The sequence below is a fragment of the Companilactobacillus hulinensis genome, from assembly GCF_003946555.1.
Lineage (GTDB): Bacteria > Bacillota > Bacilli > Lactobacillales > Lactobacillaceae > Companilactobacillus > Companilactobacillus hulinensis.
In genome coordinates this window covers 1-21685 of sequence record NZ_RHOO01000026.1, presented here as the reverse complement: position 1 = coordinate 21685, position 21685 = coordinate 1, and the positions used below count along the sequence as shown (strand labels likewise).

Here is a 21685-nt window from a genome sequence, read left to right as displayed (position 1 = left end):
TAGTATAACTAAGGTGCCACGAAGTGGTGTATTAGTTATACGTAGCAGGCGCAGGAATCTAGTCTCCGTAACTCGTTTTAGAAGATTGCTTCCGGTTTCGAGCAATTTAGTCTTCCATGATTTATCAATATTGATGTTAAGTAAATAAAACATTAGTCGAAGGCACGGTAACTTTCTACCGAAGACAAAAACGCAAAAAAGTTCCTCAATCCAAACGAGATTGAGGAACTTTTTTATGCAGTAAAACCGCCATTAAGTAGACTTGTTAAATACTTATCAGCTGTTTCTTTATCGATATTTGGTTGTTCGAACAAGCACCATTCCAGCACAGCAATTATTAAGTCACTATAGAATCTAGCTAGTAGCTTAACTGGGACTCTAACTTGTTCATTCTCAGCTGAATATTCATAAACAAGAATATTAGCTTCATGACGCAAATATCCTGACATGCTGTGCCAAAGGTGCGAGTCGACACCGTTATTTTTTGTTACATTCTTAAGTAAATCTTGATGATCATTGAAGAAGTTTAGTAGCAAATTGAAAATTTTAATAATTCCTTCTTCTTCAGCAATATTTTTTGGGATTTTGGATAAAATATCTTTTCCAATGTATGACCAAAGATACTGTAATAAATCATATTTATCGTCGAAATAATTATAAAAAGTTGCACGTGGATATTCACTCTTTTTGCAAATATCGTTAACTGTGATTTTATCGAATTCTTTTTCGCCAAGTGTTTGAAACATGGCTTCTCTGAACGCTTTGAGAGTTCTCGTTGCACCAAGCGTTAAGTGCTGTGTAACGTCGATTTTCATATTAGTCCCACCCTTTAAAACTTGTATAAACTGATTAACCCAACTATTCAGACTTTAACATAAGTACAAATTTTTACAAGTGCAAAAGTTACAAATTGCCTTTTGGAATGAAAACGTTTCCTAATTTTCAAATGAACACTGTGCTTTCATAGAATATTACTTATTTTCATTGCAAAGTTGGACAATTAATGCAAAAGTGTCTAAATATTAACACTAATAAAAAGATTGTCTCTTGCCTAATTTTGACATTAATTTTATGATGTACCTTGTATTTTGACATGTGTCAATAATTTTACACAAAGTAAGATTATGGGTATTAGAATTTAAGGGAGATGTGAGTATGAAGCGGATAACTCAAAAGTATACGCTCGCACTTGTTGGATGGATAATCGTTGTACTTGTCGCAATCTTTGCGATGCCAAACGTATCTCAACTAGTAAGGGATAAGGGTAATATCACTTTACCTAGCTATGTAGAAAGCCAACAGGCTACTAGGATTGAAAAAAAGGCGAACGGTAATAAGGCGGTTCGTACTTATACTGCTGTTTTTCATAACAACGGAAGTAATAAATTTACAAAATTTCAATCTGAAGAAATAACTCGTAAGTTAAATGATCTAGAAGATACTGGATCACTTGCAGTTACAAAGGTTATGGGCCCTAGTGAAAATGCCCAGACAAAGAAGCAACTTATCGCTAAAGATAAGTCTACTCAATTAGCTCAAATTACTGTTAAAAGTAATAAGGGTACAGTAAGTAATCAAGTCAAAGCTCTTCAAAAGCAATTGAAGATGTCTGGCGTTAAAACTTACGTTACTGGTTCGGATGCATTGAACGATGAGTTCTCAACTGTTATTCAGAAGGGAATTCAAAAGACTGAGGTCATTGCGATCATCTTCATCTTTATCGTTTTGATCATTGTCTTCCGCTCTCCAATCGTTCCACTGATTTCATTGTTAAACGTTGGTGTGGCATTCATTACATCATTAAGTATTGTAATGAATCTTGCGCAAAAGTTTAATTTCCCACTTTCCAACTTCACACAAGTATTTATGGTGGTTGTTCTATTCGGTATTGGTACTGACTACAACATCTTACTGTATAACTACTTCAAAGGAGCGCTCGCTCGGGGAATGTCGGCAGTTGAAGCTGCACACGATGCACAAAAGCATGGTGGTAGAACTATCCTATATAGTGGAGTCTCAGTTCTAATTGGATTCTCTGTATTAGGTCTAGCTAAGTTCTCTGTATATCGTAGTGCCGTCGGTGTTGCTGTCGGAGTTCTTATTCTTCTAGTCGTTCTATTAACTCTGAATATGTTCTTCATGGAGACACTTGGAGCTAAGATGTTCTGGCCAAGCAAGGTTAGTGGCGGACGTAGTAAGAGCCGTATGTGGTATGGATTATCAAGAACTGCTCTTGCATATCCAGTTGTTATCGTAGCAATTATTGCCATTGTCGGAGTTCCATTCTTGCTTAACTCTAATCAAAAATTAAACTTCAATAACGCTGATGAGGTTCCTAGCTCATATGAAGCTAAGAAGGGTTATGAAGTAATTCAAGACCACTTCAGCAAGGGTATGTCAGCTCCCGTTACAATTTATATTCAAAATGGCAAGAAGATGAATACTCAATCAAGACTTGCTGCTATTGATGATTTAACTCAATACCTCAAGAAGGAACCTGGTGTAAAGACAGTTGCATCTGCAACTCAACCAGGTGGCGACAAGATCAAGAGTATGTATCTAAAGAGTCAATTAACAACTATTACAGATGGATTGAAGACTTCATCTAAAGGTATTCAAGAAATCAAATCTGGTTTGAACTCAGCTAGTTCACAACTTGCTAGTGCTAACATTTCTGGAAGCACAGCTCAAGTTCAACAATTAGCCAATGGTACAAGCCAACTACAAACTGGTGCACAAACACTATCAAGTGGTATTAATCAATATACTAGTGGTGTTTCACAAGTTAATTCCGGTCTACAAAGTGCAAGCAGTCAAATGCCTGCATTAACAAGCGGTGTCTCAACTTTGACAAGCAGCTCACAACAATTGTCTTCAGGATTGTCACAACTACAAAGTCAAATGACAGCATTGTCAGGTCAAGCAACACAAATCATGACAATGTTAGCTGCTAGTGGGCAAGATACTTCAGCTATGGCTGGAGAAATGACACAATTGCAAAGTGCTATTAGTCAATTGAGTGCTGGTTCTACTGCTGTTTCAGGTGGTATGACACAATTACAAGGTCAGATTCCAGCATTGACTTCAGGTATGTCACAATTATCTAGTGGTACAGGTACCTTAGTCGCTTCAAGTGGTACATTGACAAGTGGTGGTCAAAGCGTTGCTAGTGGTGCTTCACAAGTCAATTCTGGTGTTCAACAGATGAATACTCAATTACAATCAATGGCTTCAAAAGTCACTGAACTAGAAACAGGATTAGGTTCAGCTAGTGATGGACTTGATGCCTTAGCATCAGGTAACACTACTATGAAGACATATCTAACAGGATTACGTGATTCATATGTAGGTGATACATTCTACCTACCTAAAGACACTATTAAGAGTAGTGAATTCAAACCAGCTCTTAATGCTTACATGAGTGATAACCGTAAGGTTGCTACTATTACACTTGTCTTCAAGGGTGATCCAAATAGTGACAAGACTTCTAAGCAATTGAAGACTATTCAATCAGATACAAATGCTAGATTGAAACACGGTGTCTTGAAGAATGCTACAGTTGCCTTTGGTGGTCAAACTTCTGAGAACAACGATACAAGAAAACTTGCTAATAGTGACTTCGGTCGTACAGCTATGATCATGACAATTGGTATCGGTATTGCTTTGATCGTTGTTACAGAATCAATTCTTCAACCTATGACAATTATTGGTACTTTGTTGTTAGCCTATGAAATGTCAATGGGTATTACTCGCATGGTTTCTAAGCTAGTTCTTGGAAAGACTATGTTGAGTTGGAATACACCATTCTTCACATTTATTATGTTGATGGCCTTAGGTGTTGATTACAGTATCTTCTTAATGATCAGATTTAAAGATGAACTTGATCCTGATTTGAAGGATAGAATGCTGAATGCTGCTACTGCTATTGGTTCGGTTGTTATCTCAGCCGCAATCATCTTGAGTGGTACATTTGCAGCCTTGATGCCATCAGGTGTTACAACCTTGATTCAAGTTGCTTTAGGTGTTATCTTCGGATTAATTATCTTAGTAATATTCCTTCCATTGACACTTTCGTCATTAATCAGTATGACGATGTGGCATGAGGAAAGAATGCACAGAACTAAGAAACCAGATAAAAATATTGAACAAGCTACTTCAACAGATGATGATTCTGCTGACCCAGCTAAATAAAACTGAATAAAGTTAAATCCTCCATCTTTTGATGGGGGATTTTTTTGTGGATACAAATTATTTTTTCTTATTGGCTCTATTCATTAGATAAAAGCTGTATGCCAGTGATAAAAATCCAATTATGAAGAGGTAGATTGAAATTTTGGGTAATGGTTAAACTGACATATACATTAGGAAGATACCAGAAATAATTAATGAAATTGGAATCAACTTTTTTTTCATAAATTTCTCCCTTATTTACCAATGTGATTTAATTCACATTGGTATCCTCAATATACATGCTGTCAGTATTATAAGCAAATAAACTTAGGAGTTAGGTTATTTTTCTGATAAGTGGTATTGTAAGAAATATTTTAGTTGATGCTAAATAATATGTTACTAGACATACAATAGCGATTTTTGGTTTAGAAATAGGCATGTAATTCATGAATTATGTTATTCTATAAGTAGTTCACCAATAATTTCAATAAGCATGATAAAACCGACCTAATTATTGATAACTATTTTTTACTTTTTGGTAAATATGATTATCATTTCATTATGATGTCCATACAACAATATTCAAATAAGAAGGAATCTTTAAATGTTCAATCAAGAAAGAAAAATTAAAAATGACGATATATTAAATATAATCTATGACTTTATACTTGATCCTAATATCACTGAACGTGAACGTAAGGTTGGTCTTATGGCAAAGGCTGATTTGGAAAATGGAAAATACCCGGTTGCAGTGCTTAATCGAATTGTTGCTAGTTTCAACTTAGAAGCAGTTAAGCAAAAAAGTTTATCACATGATGCTGAAGAGTTTTACACTAAGATGCATTCTATCTTGGTAAAAATTATGCCGATCGGTACTAACTTGGGTGTGATAACAGCACAAAGAGGTTACTTGGATTAATGAATATGATATAAACAGAAAAGCCCACCAATTCGAAATTGGTGGGTTTTATTTTACTTAATTCTAATTTCTTTCAAATCGTATTGTTTATGTCCGAAGATAAATATCAATGTGACACCGATAAGTGTCGTTAATATCATTAACCATGTGGCGTTTTGCATGTGTGTGCCACCTAGATACAGGTCACCGACGATTGTTGCAAGTAATGAACTAGAGATACCGATCCACTGTTTGGAAGTGAATGCAGAACCTTTATTGCTACGTGCTTCACGTTTAGCAAGATAAGGTAGGATTGCTCCTAGTCCAACTAATACTATGATGGCAATGATGTTGATAATCAATTCATACCACCATGTACTTGAACCTTGTGCCACATCTTTTGGTCCAATACCAAAGATTGTTGCAGCAAGAGTAATTATCAGGCACCACCAGCCGACCATTTGAGCTACAAAATCGTTCTTGATAAAGACATAGTCAGATGGGAACTCACTGCTTCGTCTTCTAACTTGAATGAAGGCGAAGAATACCCAGCAAGTAACTCCTGGTGAAATTATTCCATTAAGATTCAATAACCAGTCAAACACATCCAACATGCTAGGCAAAAAGATTCCTAATCCCATGATGAAAGCGCTTAGTCCACATGTCAAAATGTAACCATTGATCGGTAGTCCCGATGCAGTGGTTTTTTGAAGTACTTTTGGTATGTATTTACTGCCGGTATCTGAAATAAGCATGCGTGTCATGGCATCCAATAGCACAGCTAATAAGGCCGACAAATAGAATATCTCAGTTAGTGCAAAGATATACATAAATGTATTGCCAAGGTGGAAATGTGCTCCTAAAGCTTGGAATGCATAGTACGAGCCATTCATTTTGAGATCAGCAGGTAGGTGGTAAGCATTGAAGAAAACACTTAAAGAAAATGATCCGAAAATCGTCAAGAAACCTGTCATGGCGGCCAACATGATCATAGCCTTTGGAAAATCTTTTTGTGGCTTGCGCATTTTAGTTATGAATGGTGCAATTGATTCAGCACCGTTGATCCCATATATCAACAGACCGATAGTTGTTAGATAATGAAAGTCAAATTTGGGCATCAAAGCTTGTGCAGTAATAGGTTGCGTCTTGATGTGTCCACCCATTGATAGTGCGGCAAAAGTCATGATAACAAATAGTACCGTCATGCTGAACATGGCGATACCGCCGACTTTGCTCAGAAATTCCATTGAGTTCGCAAACTTGGATTGGATATAGATAAAGACCACAAATACGACCAGTGTTAATAGTGCAAAACCGCTGTTGGATAGCTGATCTTGTAGATTAGCATTACCCTTTATCAGCCAGCCAATACCTATGACAATAGTATTAGCGGTATCAACAATATATGGTATCGATGCAGCCCAATGTGTCCACGCTGTTAAATATCCCAGGAAGTCGCCGTTAGTTCCCCGCACCCACGACGAGAGTCCTCCTTCTTCGTGGTCAAAGGCTGAGCCTAAGTGTCCTACCATCATCGAGTAGGGGATGACGTAGAGAACAATCATCAACATCCACGAGACGATGACGCTCAGTCCTTGATTTTGAAAGTTGTAGATCAAGTCATCGAATCCGACGACCGTCACAAAGCCCATCAACGCTAGAGTAGGCCAACTTATATATTTCTTATTATTAAGTTCTTCCATCGCAGAAGCCCCCAATCAATTAAACAGATTTTGTTTAACTCAATTGTGGTTTCAATTTTGTTATAACATTAAATTTATACCAGATAGTTAGGTATAAAACAATCCTTTTTTGAGAAATAAAGCAGACAATTTGTATTCGCTTACAAATGTCTATTGAAATATTGCTCAATGGGGGAGTAAACAAAATATTCACTTGTGTTATAGTATTCTAAAATGGAATGGGAAGTATTAGTCGAATGAATATTCGCCGTCTAGAAATTTTCGTAGATTTGTCCAAAACACTTAATTATACTGATACGGCTGAGAATCTCTACACAACACAAGGAAATATTTCTAAGCAGATTCAGGCATTGGAAAAAGAATTGTCAGTTTCATTGTTCAAACGTGAACATCGCAAAATTGAATTAACAGATGAAGGTATGATTGTGTTGCCTCATGCTCAAAAGATAATTGATGATTACGTAAAATTGCAACGTGATTTGAATGATTTCCAAGATGCAAAGAACCTGACGATCGAGATGTATACTATCCCAACTATGCCTAATTATCAGAGTTTCAATCTAATAACCAGCTTTTTACGGCAGCATCCAGAAGTTCACATGCAGTTGAAAGAAGAGGAGAGCAACCATCTATTTGCGGCTTTGAAGTCGGATAAATGTGAAATAATTTTTGCTAGAACGTTTAATTTTGATGACAAAAGTTTGGAACAGATTCCAATGGAGTCTGATAACTTTGTGGCAGTTCTGCCAAAGCATCATAAGCTTGCTAAAGTGAAAAAAATAGATTTGGCAAGTTTGAAAGATGATAATTTCCTGATATTGGGTAAGTCAACGAACTTGTATCAGCCTGTCATGGACTTGTGTCACAATGCAGGATTCAATCCCAAGATAACTTATGAGGGTTCACGAGTGGATCTAGTTATTCAGATGGTTGAGAACAATATGGGTGTCTCGCTTATGATGGATAAAACTGCTAAAGGGTTCACTAATGATAATTTTGTTACCATTCCGTTATCAAACAATGTTAGTAATGAACTTAGTTTTTTCAGGAAAAAAGGTAATCATTCAGAAGCTAATGATATCTTTTGGAATTACGTTAAAAATAATATTAAATAAAGCATTCCATTATGGAATGCTTTTTGCTTTATCTTGAATTGTTCCCGTCCAAGAATGAATTTACAATTAACTTATAAATTCAGAGGAGGTAATTTGATGACTGATCAACCATATGATTTGAGAAAAATTATTGATGAATTAAAGAAACAACCTGGACAATACCACGAAACAAACGTGGCAGTGGATCCCAATGCAGAGTTATCTGGTGTATATCGTTACATTGGTGCCGGTGGTACAGTGCAAAGACCTACTAAAGAAGGTCCAGCTATGATGTTCAATAATGTCAAAGGATTCCCCAAAACACGTGTACTTATTGGTGCGATGGCTAGTCGTAAGCGTGACGGAATGATTTTGCATCATGACTACAAGACGCTCGGCCGCTTGTTGAAAGATTCAGTTGAAAATCCAGTTAAACCGATCAAAGTTTCAAAAGCGAATGCTCCTGTACAAGAAGTTGTTCACTTAGCAACTGATAAAAACTTTGATATTAGAAAAATTTTGCCAGCTCCCACAAACACAGAATATGATGCTGGTCCTTATATCACAATGGGTGTCGTCTTCGGATCAGACCCTGACAAGACAATGAGTGATGTTACGATTCATCGTATGGTATTGGAAGACAAAGATACCATCGGAATGTATATCATGCCAGGTGGTCGCCACATTGGACACTTCCAGAAACAATTTGAGAAGTTGAATAAGCCAATGCCTATTACAATCAATATAGGACTTGATCCTGCAATCACCATCGGTGCGACATTTGAGCCACCTACAACTCCGCTTGGATACAATGAATTGTGGGTTGCCGGTGCGTTGCGAAATCAACCTGTTCAAATTGTGGACGGTGTGGCTGTGGACGAGAACGCAATTGCTCGTGCTGAATATGTGGTTGAAGCGGAAATAATGCCAAATGAGACTATGCAAGAGGATATTAACACTAACACCGGTAAAGCGATGCCTGAATTCCCTGGATATGATGGTGATGCGAATCCTAGTGTTAATGTCGTTAAGGTCAAAGCCATTACTCATCGAAAAGATAATCCAATCATGCAGACAACAATTGGACCTAGTGAAGAACACGTATCAATGGCTGGTATTCCTACAGAAGCAAGCATTCTAGAACTCGTTGACCGTGCTATTCCTGGAAAAGTCGTTAACGTATATAATCCACCAGCTGGTGGCGGTAAATTGATGACTATCATGCAGATACATAAGGAGACTGAAGCGGATGAAGGCATTCAAAAGCAAGCTGCAATCTTAGCTTTGTCAGCTTTTAAAGAATTGAAGACAGTTATCTTGGTTGATGATGATGTGGATATCTTCGACATGAATGATGTTGTCTGGACTTTGAATACAAGATTCCAAGGTGATAAGGATATTATGGTATTGCCAGGGATGAGAAATCACCCATTGGATCCATCAGAAAGACCAGAGTATGATCCTAAATCAATTCGTTTCCGTGGAATGAGTTCTAAAACTATCTTCGATGGCACTGTTCCATTCGATATGAAAGAGCAGTTCAAACGTGCTAGCTTCAAAAAGGTTGACGACTGGAAAAAATATTTGAAATAAAAGGAGTGACATTAATGCCTGAACGTAAGAAAAAAATTGTCATCGGAGTTACTGGTGCCTCAGGTACTATCTATGCGATAGATTTGATCAAGAAATTACAGAGGATTCCTAACGTTGAAACACATGGAGTCTTTAGTGCTTGGGCCAAGAAGAATCTTCAGTTAGAAACTGATTATTCATTGGAAGATATTCGTAATATGCTTGATTTCTATTACAATGATGGTGATCTTGGAGCTACGATTGCCAGTGGATCGTTTCTGACAGATGGAATGGTCATTGTACCAGCTAGTATGAAGACAGTTGCTAGTATTTCAGTCGGTATCGGTGATAATTTGATCTCACGTGCAGCAGATGTCACTTTGAAAGAACAACGAAAACTCATCATGATTCCACGCGAAACTCCTTTGAATACAATTCACTTGGAAAATATGACGAAGTTATCAAGAATGGGCGTGCAGATGATTCCACCAATTCCAGCCTTCTATAATCATCCTCAGACCATTCAAGATTTAGTCGATCATCAAACTATGAAAATACTCGATGCGTTGAGAATTGATAATGATTCAGATGGACGTTGGGAGGGGATTTGATGTCACAATTTCAAGTAACCAAAGAAAATTACACCATGATTGCAAATGTGTCAGTTATTGGTAAAGATATTATGATTGAAATAACTGGTGGAGATAATCCACATATTGGGACTGTTACAACTTTAAGCGCAAGTAGTGATATGGAGACGACAAGGTTCCCAAGTCATGACGGAAGGTTCCATAAGGATGATGTTCTAGCGCAGCAAGTTGGCAAAATCATTCAATCCAAGTTGCCCGGAAGTTGCACTATCACTGCCGGTGTTCATGTAAATCATATTTCTAAGAAGCAAATAATGGTGTCGGGAAGTATGGCAAATGATATGGGTAAACAAATCTTAAATTGGATTGAGGAGTATGATTTCGATGCTCCAGTTCCGGTTTATTATAGTGACACTGAAAATCCAGAATAGTTTAATGGAGGCAGTTCGAGTTTAGCTGTCTTTTTGTTGTTTCCGACTTGCTTCTGTTATGGATCAATGGGTAATGGAGCTGTCATAACATTATTCAATGTATATAATTAATTTCATAAGCACTTCACTGGTATCTAACCATAAATGGAACTACTATCATGGCAAAAATATAAAGAGGATGAGCGAAATGTTCATACTATTACTGGGATTAACTGCTATTGCGATAGGTGTTTATCAATTAATAGGATCACATACTTTCTTTGAACTTGAGAAAAAAGAAGGCAATATGAAATCGTCAACAGTGCCATTTGTAATGTGGTCATCTGTATTGATTTCGATGATTATTATTATTTTTGGGATTTGTATACTTGCTTATATTGGTGTTACTGCATATTAAACGGTAGGGAGAAAAGATAATTCAGGATTTACAAATGTTAAAGATATAAATTGGAATAAAATAAAGACATTGCCGATTGCGGCAATGTCTTTATTTATTTGATATTCTTTTCATAATATTCCCAGAACTTCGCAGCAATGTCACTCTTAGACATTAATGGCCAAGTTTCAGGTTCTTTATCACGACGTATCAAAGTTATTTCATTAGTATCGACGTTAAAGCCTGAACCAGCTTTAGATACGTCATTAGCTAGGATCATATCGACGTTTTTATCGTACAATTTCTTTTTGGCATAAGGGATAAGATTCTCAGTTTCAGCTGCGAAGCCTACCACGAATTGATGATTTTTCTTTTTGGATATTTCTTTCAAAATATCGGGATTCTTTTGTAATTGGATTGTGTATAAGTCTTTATCATCATTTTTCTTGATTTTTTGATCAGCTTTATGCACAGGCCTGAAGTCAGATACAGCCGCTGCCATGATTAAGACGTTACTGCTTTCAAAATGATTTTCGAGTTCTTTTTGCATTTCTAGTGCTGTTGAAACTTTGATTTCATTCAGATTTGGAGAACTTAATCTGTTGTGAACTGTTGTGATCAATGTGACATGGGCACCCATATCGGCTGCAACATTGGCCATCGCAATTCCCATTTTGCCAGATGAATTATTTCCGATGAATCGGACTGGATCGATGGCTTCTTTTGTTCCGCCAGCTGTGACGACGACGTTAGTTCCGGCAAGTAATGGTTTGGTAAACATTTTGAATATTTCAATCATAATTGTATTTAATTCAGGTAATCTACCTTTACCGACCTCACCTTCGGCTAAGAATCCGGAGTCGGGGTCGACGATTTTAATATCCATTAGATTAAGTTTGTTGATATTATTTTGAACTGCGGGATTTTCCCACATAGTTGTATTCATTGTTGGAAAAATCAGCTTTGGTGCATTTGTTGCCATCAATGTAGTTGATGTTAAATCGTCTGCGATACCATTGGCTAGTTTACCGATGATGTTGGCTGTAGCAGGAACAACTACTGCCAAGTCAGTCCAACGGGCCAGTTTGATATGGGGGATGAAGTCGTCTTGTGTAGATTGAGCTACAAAGTTATCAGTCAGAACAGGACGCTTGCTCAGTGTTGCAAATGTTAGTGGAGTAACAAATTTCTGTGCCGCTTGTGTCATAACAACTTGAACCTCTGCTTGATTCTTGATCAATTCACGAACGACATTCAATGATTTGTAAACGGCGATACCGCCAGTAACGTAAATAGTAATATGTTTCCCTTTTAACATATAGTCACCTCAAATTACTTTCTTACTATATTATACAGGTTTTTGTTGGATTATAATTAATCTAATGCGGAGGATAATATGAATACTTTTACGTTAGACATTATAGTTGCGATGATTTTAATTGTTTTGGTAAATAATCCAATTTTAAAATTTTTGCAGAGTACATTCGGAATGAACTTCATTTTGAGTGAAATTTTAATTGCATTGTTAATAATTATAGTTATTTATTTATTGAACAAGTTTGTTATTAAAAAATTTAAAAAATAGCGTGTGGAAATTGAATCATTTGTTTCACACGCTCTTATTTTGTTATAAGAAAGTGTAAAATCAATAGTAGAAAATGTTTCCACCTAGTGGTAGAGGATAAATGAAATACGATAATTTGTTTCATGTAACTCGTTTAAGGAGTGATTAATGATGGAACAGAATATGTCACAAAGAGAAATTAATAATTTAAACTTATCTAAAAAAGCAGCTCAAGAAGGTATGGTTTTACTACAAAACGAGAATAAGACTTTGCCCTTACGCAATAAAACAGTTGCACTGTATGGAAGTGGTGCTTTTGCTACTGTCAAAGGAGGTACAGGCTCTGGAGATGTGAATCAGCGTCATGTTTCTTCTATTATAGAGGGACTTGAAACGCACAATTTTGAAATCACGACTAAATCTTGGTTAATGAGATTTCAAAGATATTATGATTCCAAGAAAAAAGAATATTATGACAAATTGGGTGACTCGTTGATGGCACTTTTATCACCCGCCTTCTCAATGGACGATATGGAAATTGGTGAGTTTGAGGACGCTCCTACAGGCATCTATGTCATTTCGAGAAGCTCTGGTGAGGGGCATGATCGAAAGAATGAAAAGGGCGATTATCAGCTGACCGATAATGAATTGTCGAACATTAAACGTTTGAGTGAGTATTATCAAAAGAGTATTTTGATACTTAACGTTGGTGGAGTAATCGATACTAGTTTTGTCGAACAATGTCCGTTACTAGACAGTATTTTACTCGTATCACAACCTGGTATGGATGCAGGTGATGCAATTGCTGAAGTTTTGGACGGCACTGTGACTCCTTCTGGTAAATTAACTGATACGTGGGCATTTAATTACGAAGATTATCCTTCATCGAAGTATTTTGGTGAGAAGAATCCCCGTTATAACGAAGGAATATACGTTGGATATAGATATTTCGATAGTTTTAATATTAAGCCTAGGTATGAATTTGGTTTCGGATTAAGTTACGCCAAGTTCTTGTTGGATACAGTCAAGGTTTCCGCAAATGAAGAATATGTAAATGTTAAAGTAAATGTACAAAACATCAGTGGAACGTTCTCAGGTAAAGAAACCGTTCAATTATATGTTTCAACTCCTAAGTCTGATATATCAACGCCTTATCAAAGTTTGCAGGCATATGCCAAAACTGAATTATTGAAACCAAATGATGATCAAACAGTCACAATGAAATTTGATACAAAGAATCTATCCGTGTATGATCAAAAAAATGCACAATACGTGATGATTCCTGGAATTTATTTAGTTAGGATCGGAAATGGTTCAAGAAACACTCAAGTTGTAGCTGAGTTGAAGCTAGATCAAAAAGTTGTTTTGAAACAAGTTGAACAAAAACTAATGCCAACGGACGATCCGACTGAATTAGTTAATAACAAAGTTGGATTCGAGCAAGTCGGCGGTGTTCCATTCTTATTACTTAAGGCTAAGAATTTTCCGGCCACAGAAGTTATTAAATATTCTGATGTGGGCAAAGTTGAAACATTTAATAATGATGCAGACACTGAATTGCCGGGTAAAAATTACGATGAGACACTAACAATGGTCACAAAACGTTCTTCTGTGGATCTATTAGACGTGTTTAATAATAAGATGTCATTACCAGACTTTGTTGGTAATTTAACCAAAAAAGAATTAATTGATCTCGTGGAGGGTTCATGGAAACCTGATACAGCGGGAAGTGTCGTTGGTAATGCCTCAGCTTTGGTTCCTGGTGCTGCTGGTGAAACCACGGCCAATAAACGTGCCGGAATACCTGCGACTGTTAATGCCGATGGACCAGCTGGATTACGTTTGATGAATCAATACAAGAAAGATAATGAAACTAAGTATCAATATGCGACCGCTTGGCCAATCGGAACTATGCTAGCTCAAACTTGGAATCGTGATTTGGTCAAACAAGTTGGATTTGCTGTTGGTACTGAGATGAAAGAATTCGGAGTAACAATGTGGTTGGCACCAGGAATGAATATTCATCGTAATCCACTTGGTGGACGTAACTTTGAATATTTCTCTGAAGATCCAGTATTATCTGGAACAATTTCTGCAGCAGAAACAGCTGGTGTACAAGATCATCCCGGTATTGGGACTGTCATCAAGCATTTCTTAGGTAATAATCAAGAAACTGATCGTAATACTGGTAATAGTATTATCGGCGAACAGGCTTTGAGAGAAATCTACTTGAAGAACTTTGAAATCACTGTTAAATCAGCACAACCGATGGCAATCATGTCTTCGTATAATGAAGTAAACGGAACATTCTCTGGTGAGAATTATGAGCTGTTGACTAATATATTGAGGGATGAATGGGACTTCCAAGGATTAGTTATGACTGATTGGTTCAGCCTTGCTGATCCAAGGCACAGTATGCATTCTGGAAATGATTTAATCATGCCCGGTGGCTCGCAAGATAAGCTATTTGCAGCGGTGGACGATTTGAAGCCGGAATTCGATAGTGACGGCAGTATTGCCATTCGCAAGTCGTTTGATGTCGCAACGTTAAAACCTAAATATGAGAATTTGTGGAATGATTTTGAACCTGATGCTGATGGTGAAAATTATATTCGTGTTAAGGTTTCGGATAAGATAAATGAGAGCATGAAGAAGTCGATATTAGATGGAGCTGTTCAGATTATCGACAATGATACTTTGCTGTTGAAGGGTAATTGGAAAGATAACAATGATTTGTACATCGGAGATTTACAGAATTCGGCTATGAGTATTTTGAGTGTAGTCATGAGAACAGATCGATTTGCACAATTGAATGGATTAAAAGAAATTAAATATAATCAAGGTATGGAATTGTTGCCGTATTTTGAGTAAACAAAAATAGAGCGTGGCAAAACACGTTTAACTTCTGAGTATAACTTAAAAAAATCCCGTATTTACTAAGTAAATACGGGATTTTTTATGGTTAAAGAGAAGAAGTTGTGTTTTGCTGCGCGTTTACGCTGCAAGTTTAGTGATTTATGTAGCTATGTCACAGCTTCCTCTTGTTCTATTTTCGACTACTGGTTGTATAAATATTAATATCTATTAAGTAATTCAACATAAGCATCGATGATACTTTGCAAGAACCCGACTGACTTCTCAGAAACCTTACCATTTTCATCAAGCATATTTGTAACATTACCAAGATATGCTTCTGGTTGTTGAAGTGTTGGCATATTTAAGAATACCAATGATTGACGTAAGTGATGGTTTGAACCGAAACCACTAATTGCACCAGGTGATACAGAAACAACAGCAGCTGGCTTCTTATCCCAGATACTTTCACCATAAGGACGTGAACCAACATCAATAGCATTCTTCAGTCCACCAGGTACTGAACGGTTGTATTCAGGTGTTACGAATAATACACCGCTAACTTCCTTCATTTGATCTCTAAACTTAGTCCAAGCAGCTGGAACGTTTCCTGGTGTATCTAAGTCTTCGTTATATAGAGGTAAGTCACCAATTTCAACGAATTCTGGTTTGTATTCACTTGGGAACATTCCCACTAAATTATTAGCAATTTGACGTGAGTATGAACCCTTACGCAAACTACCTACAAGTACAGCAATTTTTTTTGACATATTTCTTCCTCCAATTCCTTATATATTCAAACTATCATGATGAGATTTTTTTGACAAATAATTGTTCTCGTAAACGGTAACATTTTTTCCGCAAAGGTGATTTCAAATTTGTGACGAATTCACAATCTGTCCTGTTTTGAAAATAAATTCATATTATTCAAAATAATAATCAATGATTTGAACTTCATTACAGGGATATTACAAAAATGACTTCCTCAGCGATTTTTTTATTCTCAGCGTAATACAACTGAAACATTTATCTTGTATAGTTCTCTCTTGTGATTAAGAAAACCGGGGGGATTAGTTGATAAAGCAATTTAGATTAGACGCATTATTTTTCGCAGGATTAATGCTAGTTGGTTTGGTAGGTTATACTACCGTTCAAGCTGACGCTCAAAACAGTAATCAAAATGTAAGTAATGCAGGAGACTTTGTAAATCTTTCAAACTTGTCAGAATCATCAAAGGACAAACAAGAAAGTTTTAATAAAAAGGTCTCTTTACCAGGAAGTAAGGAATTCATTCCTGGAATTGAAAATAGCGAAAGAGACTATGAAATGGGAGATGTTACTGCAATACAATCTGAAGAATCAAAACAATCAGAACAAGTAGACGCAGTAGCATTAGAAGATCAAGCTATTGAAGCTGAACGCCAACAGGCAGCAGCTGCACAACAAGCACAACAAGCACAACAGGCTCAGCAAACACAGGGGGCAGTTACACAAGCTGCAGCTGAACCACCAGTACAAACAACATCAAGAACTGTTGGTACTTTTAAAATCAGTTTTTATGATCCAGCGGTACTTGGATCAAACATGGGTTACAGTGGTGTCGCAACAAATCTAGGCGTTATTCCACGTGGATCACGCTTGAAAATTACAACTGCACAAGGTGACGTTTGGTATCGAACAGTCAATGATACGGGAACATTTGCTTATAGCAATCCTTATCAGATTGACGTCGCAATGCCTAACAGCATGATTCCTTCATATGGAATTACAAGTGCAACCGTCGAAATCGTCGGTTAATACAAGATAAGTCTTGGGGGCTTATCAGATAGGGGGAGTATGACTATTAGGTCATACTCCTCTTTTGTTGTAAAATGAAGTTTACGAGGTGATCACATGAAATCGTATGGTGTAACGAATAATAAGATAAGTAGTTTAGAAGAATTTGAAAAAGATATTCCTACTCCAACTGGTAAAGATATCTTGGTTAAGATAGAAGGAATATCAATTAATCCAGTTGATATCGCTACGAGAAAAGGGTTTGAAGGTGGCAATAAGCCATTGATCTTAGGATTCGATGGGTATGGTGAAGTCACAGCTACAGGTGATCAAGCTGACAAATTCAACATCGGAAACAAAGTGTTCTTCGCCGGTGATCATACAAGAGATGGCAGCTATCAAGAATATGAGTTAATAGATGAACGTATTGTTGCCTTAGCTCCGGTTAAGGCTCCTATTGAACAAAGTGTTGCCATGCCATTGGTAACTCTCACGGCCAGTGAATTGCTGTACGAGAAGTTACATATTGATCCTAAAGCTGATAATAGTAGTAAAACTATCCTTATCATCAATGGTGCTGGAGGTGTTGGTTCAATTGCCACACAATTGGCTCACAGAGCTGGGTTGAAAGTTATTGCTACTGCCTCGACTACAGAAAAAGTTGATTGGGTCAAAAATCTTGGTGCTGACTTAGTTGTCAATCATCATGAAGACCTGATCAAGCAAGTTCGTGATCTTGGAATTGAAAATGTTGATTACATTATTGGTCTAAGCGACAATGACCCGCATTGGAAAGAAATTGTTGAATTGATCAAACCATTTGGAACTTTTGCAACAATTACTAATTTACGTAATTCTCAAATTGGTGATTTAAAGCAAAAATCCGTTGATTTTGCTTGGGAGTGGATGTTTACCAAGGCATTCTATAATCTTGATTCAATGTCTACACAAGGAGATTATTTATCAGAATTGGCTGCAGGTTTGGATGATGGTTCAATTAAGTCCACAACCACTAAGGTACTTCATGGACTAAACGTGGAAACCTTGACTAAGGCTACTGAGTTGGTTGAAGCTGGTCATATGATGGGTAAGGTTGTTGTTATAAAGTAAATTAGAGTATGAGTCACCTACGGTTGAAAGTAATGAAACCTCCGGGTTTTTGTCTGTGTAATCATTTTTTGTTGATATCTCGTAACCGTAAGCGGCAAAAAAGCAAACAAAAAAGCCAGGGAAAATCCCCAGCTTTAAATAAAAACTAAATTAAATTATAATGCTTTAATCCGTTGATAATACCATTGTCGATATTGGCAGTTGTTACATATTCAGCAGCTTCTTTAACTGAATCAATACCGTTACCCATGGCAACACTGTGCTTGATTTCTTTGATCATAGATAAATCATTTGGACCATCACCAAAAGCATAAACTGGCTTTTGGTCAAGTTCTAATCCACTCAACAGATGTTTGATACCATTCATCTTGCTGACACCTTTTGAAATCGTGTCGATCGCATATGGGCCAGTTTTGTAGAATGTTAAATTGTCGAAGGCTTCAGAGTATCGTTCTGGACCGTCAGGAGTAACGACCAAAATCATTGGTAGTTCTTCTTTTTCGTAGAACTTAGGATCAACAGTTGGCACAGGAATTTTGACTAAATTATAGAATTCAGTCATAAATGGGTCACTACGTGTTGTCCTAGTTTTATCAATTGAATGCATTGTGATAATATCATTGTATTCTTTTGCTTTTTCGATGACTTTAGCAACGGTTTCAGGAGCAATTGTTTTCTTATAAATCGTACGACCGGCTGATTTTACCAATGCACCGTTAAAGGTAACGTAAGAATCAATACCGGTAGGTTCAGTTGCTTGAAGAATTTCACTAGGAGCACGTCCTGTGCTGATAACGGGTAGATAACCATTGTCACGAAGCCTGTGAATGGCTTGAGAAACATCATCGTCCATTTTAGAATGAGCGTTGAGAAGCGTACCATCCAAGTCGAAGAATACGGTACCTTTGTAATTATTATTCAAGAAATCACCAACTTAATTTATATTTTTATACTAAATATATAGTATCAAGTTTATCATGATAGTAATAGTCTTAATTTGAAAGTAGATGGAGTGAACGTAAATGAAAATTTTAATGATTGAAGATAATAAGTCAGTATCTGAAATGATGAGTATGTTTTTTCAAAAAGAAAATTGGGATGCTCACTTTGCTTATGATGGCAATGAAGCTGTCGATATGTTCAATGAATCACCTGATGACTGGGATATGATCACATTGGATCTTAATCTTCCCGGTAAAGACGGTATGGAAGTCGCCAAGGAGATCCGTAAAGTTTCAAAGACTGTTCCAATAATCATGCTTACAGCTCGTGACACTGAGAGTGACCAAGTATTGGGACTTGAATTTGGTGCTGACGATTACGTTACTAAACCATTCAGCCCAATTACTTTGATTGCTAGAATGAAGGCTATCCATCGCAGAAACGAGAACGTTGCTGAAGAAGCATCTAAAAATACAAGCTCAACTGCAGCAGAAAAAGCACCAGTTGATGACGGATTTGACGTTAATACTGGTTACTTCAAGTTGAATTCAAATACACGTGAAGCCTTTTTAGGCGATAAAGAAATTCCAGATTTGACTCCTAAGGAATTCGATTTATTGAAGACTCTAGCAAGCAAGCCTAAGCAGGTGTTCTCTCGTGAACAATTGCTAGAGCAAGTTTGGGATTATGACTACTTTGGTGAAGAAAGAACTGTTGATGCACATATTAAGAAGTTGCGTCAAAAAATCGAAAAGGTTGGTCCACAGGTTATCGAAACCGTTTGGGGTGTGGGTTACAAGTTTGATGATTCTGGACGTAAGGTTGACTAGATTATGAAATTAATTTATCAAAATATGTTTAGCTTTTTGATCGTGATCCTGACGACACTAGGTATTATTTTGTATTCAGTCACAAGTACGTCTACTACTTCTGAATACAATCGTACTTATAAAGATCTTGAGAGTTATGCGGGGAATATGGAAAAAATAGCGCTCAAAACTGATTCAAAAACAGGACAGATCCATAATATTACTGGGGATAATATTAAGACTGTCGAAGAAGTATTGTCTGATAGAAATGTTCAGTTTGCTATTTTTGATTATCAAAACGATCAGGTTTATCCAACACCACCTTCAAATGTCAAACTTCATCTGAAGCAATCTTATTGGAAGAAGCTCAAACAAGGTAAGACAATCAGAAATATTCAGAAGCCTGAAAGCTCAGAAGGTAATCCGCGACTAAGTAATAAGAAGGATAACTTGAGTTATGTTTATGTGCTAACACCATGGTTCCAAAATGGTAAGTTGGTTGCCGCTGTTTGGGCTGGTTCTGATGTTAGCCAATTGCAGTCCAATATTGGAGAAATTAACAAGCGCTTGTATTTTGCGTTACTTATATCTCTATTAGCAGCGATTATTCTTAGCTTCTTATTGTCACGTTATCAAGTTAATCGAATCAATCGACTGCGTGGAGCCACTAGAAAGGTTGCCAATAATGACTTCTCTGTTCATATTGAAAGTAAGAATAGGGATGAATTGGATGACTTAGCTGATGATTTCAATACCATGGTTAAGTCACTAGAAGCCTCAGATAAGGAAATTAAGCGACAAGAGCAACGTAGAAAAGAGTTCATGGCAGATGCCTCTCACGAGATGAGAACGCCGTTGACGACAATTAATGGCTTATTGGAAGGATTAGCTTATGATGCTATTCCGGAAGAGTCTAAGGGGCAGAGTATTCAGTTGATGCGTAATGAAACCAATCGTCTGATCAGATTAGTTAATGAGAATCTTGATTACGAAAAGATTCGGACTAATCAAATTACTTTGGCAAAACGTGTCTTCGATGCGAATGCACCATTGAAGGATATTGTTTCTCAGCTTCAAAAGAAGGCTGAAGAATCCAATGATAAATTGATTCTGGAGACTCCAGAAGATGAATTAGAAACATACGCTGACTACGATAGATTCGTCCAAGTTATGTTCAATATCATGCAGAACTCAATTCAATTCACTGATAACGGTGAAATCACCGTTACTGGATATCGTGCTGATGATCGACGTGCCTCGATATTCAAGATTCAGGATACTGGTATTGGTATGTCTGAAGATCAAGTTAAGAATATCTGGGATAGATATTACAAGGCTGATCCATCACGTAAGAATAGGAAATATGGTGAGTCAGGTTTGGGATTGTCTATTGTTCATCAATTGATTGAGAATCATGGTGGAGAGATCCACGTTAAGAGTAAGCTGAATGAAGGTACTACCTTTACCGTGACCTTATTTGATGAAGGTTATGAACATAAGATTGATAAGGATAAGGTACCTGATTAGGTGATAAGAGAACTGATTGAGATTTCTTCAATTGGTTCTTTTTTTATTTTGTATAGGAAATTGGTTGGTTGTCTCCATATGACAAGAGTGATTCTGAGATTCAAAATAAATTTTATTGGTTATGGAATTATTGCAACTCCACTGATTTTCTTTTAAAAGTCGAAAAATAAGACAGGGAAAATATTAATATTTTTAAAGTGCAACACAAAAGTTAGACAAAATTAAATATTATTAAGCTGCTAAGGCATGCTCTCTGTATTCACGGGGAGT

17 protein-coding genes are annotated in these 21685 nt (G+C 36.9%); 12 read left to right on the top strand and 5 right to left on the bottom strand.

What is annotated here, in order from left to right; genetic code table 11:
* Positions 1-233: 233 nt before the first annotated feature.
* Positions 234-815: a TetR/AcrR family transcriptional regulator gene (locus EKM66_RS10890; RefSeq protein WP_125764533.1), complete on the bottom strand. Its 582-nt coding sequence runs from the start codon at positions 813-815 to the stop codon at positions 234-236.
* Positions 816-1155: 340 nt separating this feature from the next.
* Here EKM66_RS10890 and EKM66_RS10885 point away from each other — a divergent pair, with 340 nt between their 5' ends.
* Both EKM66_RS10885 and EKM66_RS10880 read left to right on the top strand, forming a co-directional pair.
* A complete protein-coding gene (locus EKM66_RS10885; RefSeq protein WP_125764531.1) occupies positions 1156-4191 on the top strand; it encodes an MMPL family transporter in 3036 nt (1011 codons plus the stop codon).
* Between the two features lie 583 nt (positions 4192-4774).
* Positions 4775-5089 carry a bacteriocin immunity protein gene (locus tag EKM66_RS10880; protein ID WP_125764529.1) on the top strand — a complete coding sequence of 105 codons (315 nt, stop codon included), beginning with the start codon at positions 4775-4777 and terminating at the stop codon, positions 5087-5089.
* A 53-nt stretch (positions 5090-5142) separates the two neighbouring features.
* Here the strand turns inward: EKM66_RS10880 and EKM66_RS10875 are convergent, their stop codons facing one another.
* On the bottom strand, positions 5143-6771 hold the full coding sequence (locus EKM66_RS10875) for an APC family permease (RefSeq protein WP_125764527.1): 1629 nt from the start codon (positions 6769-6771) through the stop codon (positions 5143-5145).
* A gap of 236 nt (positions 6772-7007) precedes the next feature.
* Between EKM66_RS10875 and EKM66_RS10870 the strand changes: the two genes are divergently transcribed.
* The 5 genes from EKM66_RS10870 to EKM66_RS10850 all read left to right on the top strand — a co-directional run bounded on the left by EKM66_RS10870 (position 7008) and on the right by EKM66_RS10850 (position 10855).
* Entirely contained in the window at positions 7008-7886 is an 879-nt protein-coding gene (locus EKM66_RS10870; RefSeq protein WP_125764569.1) for a LysR family transcriptional regulator, read from the top strand.
* Positions 7887-7982: 96 nt separating this feature from the next.
* A complete protein-coding gene (locus EKM66_RS10865; protein WP_125764525.1) occupies positions 7983-9458 on the top strand; it encodes a UbiD family decarboxylase in 1476 nt (491 codons plus the stop codon).
* Positions 9459-9472: 14 nt separating this feature from the next.
* Positions 9473-10048: a UbiX family flavin prenyltransferase gene (locus EKM66_RS10860; protein ID WP_125764523.1), complete on the top strand. Its 576-nt coding sequence runs from the start codon at positions 9473-9475 to the stop codon at positions 10046-10048.
* Positions 10048-10458: a prenylated flavin chaperone LpdD gene (gene lpdD / locus EKM66_RS10855; RefSeq protein ID WP_125764521.1), complete on the top strand. Its 411-nt coding sequence runs from the start codon at positions 10048-10050 to the stop codon at positions 10456-10458. The genes EKM66_RS10860 and lpdD overlap by 1 nt, the downstream gene beginning before the upstream one ends.
* 187 nt (positions 10459-10645) lie before the next feature.
* Positions 10646-10855, top strand: a complete 210-nt coding sequence (locus tag EKM66_RS10850) for a hypothetical protein (RefSeq protein ID WP_125764519.1) — start codon at positions 10646-10648, stop codon at positions 10853-10855.
* Between the two features lie 94 nt (positions 10856-10949).
* Here the strand turns inward: EKM66_RS10850 and coaBC are convergent, their stop codons facing one another.
* Positions 10950-12152, bottom strand: coding sequence for a bifunctional phosphopantothenoylcysteine decarboxylase/phosphopantothenate--cysteine ligase CoaBC (gene coaBC, locus EKM66_RS10845; protein ID WP_125764517.1), 1203 nt, complete (start codon positions 12150-12152; stop codon positions 10950-10952).
* A gap of 414 nt (positions 12153-12566) precedes the next feature.
* On the opposite strand from coaBC, the gene EKM66_RS10840 reads away from it, so the two are divergent.
* Entirely contained in the window at positions 12567-15269 is a 2703-nt protein-coding gene (locus EKM66_RS10840) for a glycoside hydrolase family 3 protein (RefSeq protein ID WP_225426601.1), read from the top strand.
* A 203-nt stretch (positions 15270-15472) separates the two neighbouring features.
* On the opposite strand, the gene EKM66_RS10835 is transcribed toward EKM66_RS10840, so the two are convergent.
* Positions 15473-16021, bottom strand: coding sequence for an NADPH-dependent FMN reductase (locus EKM66_RS10835; protein WP_125764515.1), 549 nt, complete (start codon positions 16019-16021; stop codon positions 15473-15475).
* A gap of 304 nt (positions 16022-16325) precedes the next feature.
* Here EKM66_RS10835 and EKM66_RS10830 point away from each other — a divergent pair, with 304 nt between their 5' ends.
* Complete coding sequence (locus EKM66_RS10830; RefSeq protein WP_125764513.1) at positions 16326-17048, top strand: hydrolase; 723 nt, start codon at positions 16326-16328, stop codon at positions 17046-17048.
* A gap of 96 nt (positions 17049-17144) precedes the next feature.
* Positions 17145-18137: a zinc-binding alcohol dehydrogenase family protein gene (locus EKM66_RS10825; protein WP_125764511.1), complete on the top strand. Its 993-nt coding sequence runs from the start codon at positions 17145-17147 to the stop codon at positions 18135-18137.
* A 145-nt stretch (positions 18138-18282) separates the two neighbouring features.
* On the opposite strand, the gene EKM66_RS10820 is transcribed toward EKM66_RS10825, so the two are convergent.
* The gene (locus EKM66_RS10820; protein WP_125764509.1) at positions 18283-19059 is read right to left on the bottom strand and encodes a Cof-type HAD-IIB family hydrolase; all 777 of its coding nucleotides are present in this window, start codon (positions 19057-19059) and stop codon (positions 18283-18285) included.
* A 100-nt stretch (positions 19060-19159) separates the two neighbouring features.
* Here EKM66_RS10820 and EKM66_RS10815 point away from each other — a divergent pair, with 100 nt between their 5' ends.
* On the top strand, positions 19160-19909 hold the full coding sequence (locus EKM66_RS10815; RefSeq protein WP_125764507.1) for a response regulator transcription factor: 750 nt from the start codon (positions 19160-19162) through the stop codon (positions 19907-19909).
* 3 nt (positions 19910-19912) lie between these two features.
* The gene (locus EKM66_RS10810; RefSeq protein ID WP_125764505.1) at positions 19913-21415 is read left to right on the top strand and encodes a sensor histidine kinase; all 1503 of its coding nucleotides are present in this window, start codon (positions 19913-19915) and stop codon (positions 21413-21415) included.
* The last annotated feature ends 270 nt before the right edge of the window (positions 21416-21685 follow it).

Bases quoted from the DNA above. Each gene is read 5' to 3' on its own strand.
- EKM66_RS10885 (WP_125764531.1), top strand. From the start codon at position 1,156: ATGAAGCGGATAACTCAAAAGTATACGCTCGCACTTGTTGGATGGATA.
- EKM66_RS10865 (WP_125764525.1), top strand. From the start codon at position 7,983: ATGACTGATCAACCATATGATTTGAGAAAAATTATTGATGAATTAAAG.
- EKM66_RS10815 (WP_125764507.1), top strand. From the start codon at position 19,160: ATGAAAATTTTAATGATTGAAGATAATAAGTCAGTATCTGAAATGATG.
- EKM66_RS10850 (WP_125764519.1), top strand. From the start codon at position 10,646: ATGTTCATACTATTACTGGGATTAACTGCTATTGCGATAGGTGTTTAT.
- EKM66_RS10825 (WP_125764511.1), top strand. From the start codon at position 17,145: ATGAAATCGTATGGTGTAACGAATAATAAGATAAGTAGTTTAGAAGAA.
- EKM66_RS10840 (WP_225426601.1), top strand. From the start codon at position 12,567: ATGATGGAACAGAATATGTCACAAAGAGAAATTAATAATTTAAACTTA.
- EKM66_RS10890 (WP_125764533.1), bottom strand. From the start codon at position 815: ATGAAAATCGACGTTACACAGCACTTAACGCTTGGTGCAACGAGAACT.
- EKM66_RS10835 (WP_125764515.1), bottom strand. From the start codon at position 16,021: ATGTCAAAAAAAATTGCTGTACTTGTAGGTAGTTTGCGTAAGGGTTCA.
- EKM66_RS10810 (WP_125764505.1), top strand. From the start codon at position 19,913: ATGAAATTAATTTATCAAAATATGTTTAGCTTTTTGATCGTGATCCTG.
- EKM66_RS10880 (WP_125764529.1), top strand. From the start codon at position 4,775: ATGTTCAATCAAGAAAGAAAAATTAAAAATGACGATATATTAAATATA.
- lpdD (WP_125764521.1), top strand. From the start codon at position 10,048: ATGTCACAATTTCAAGTAACCAAAGAAAATTACACCATGATTGCAAAT.
- coaBC (WP_125764517.1), bottom strand. From the start codon at position 12,152: ATGTTAAAAGGGAAACATATTACTATTTACGTTACTGGCGGTATCGCC.
- EKM66_RS10875 (WP_125764527.1), bottom strand. From the start codon at position 6,771: ATGGAAGAACTTAATAATAAGAAATATATAAGTTGGCCTACTCTAGCG.
- EKM66_RS10860 (WP_125764523.1), top strand. From the start codon at position 9,473: ATGCCTGAACGTAAGAAAAAAATTGTCATCGGAGTTACTGGTGCCTCA.
- EKM66_RS10870 (WP_125764569.1), top strand. From the start codon at position 7,008: ATGAATATTCGCCGTCTAGAAATTTTCGTAGATTTGTCCAAAACACTT.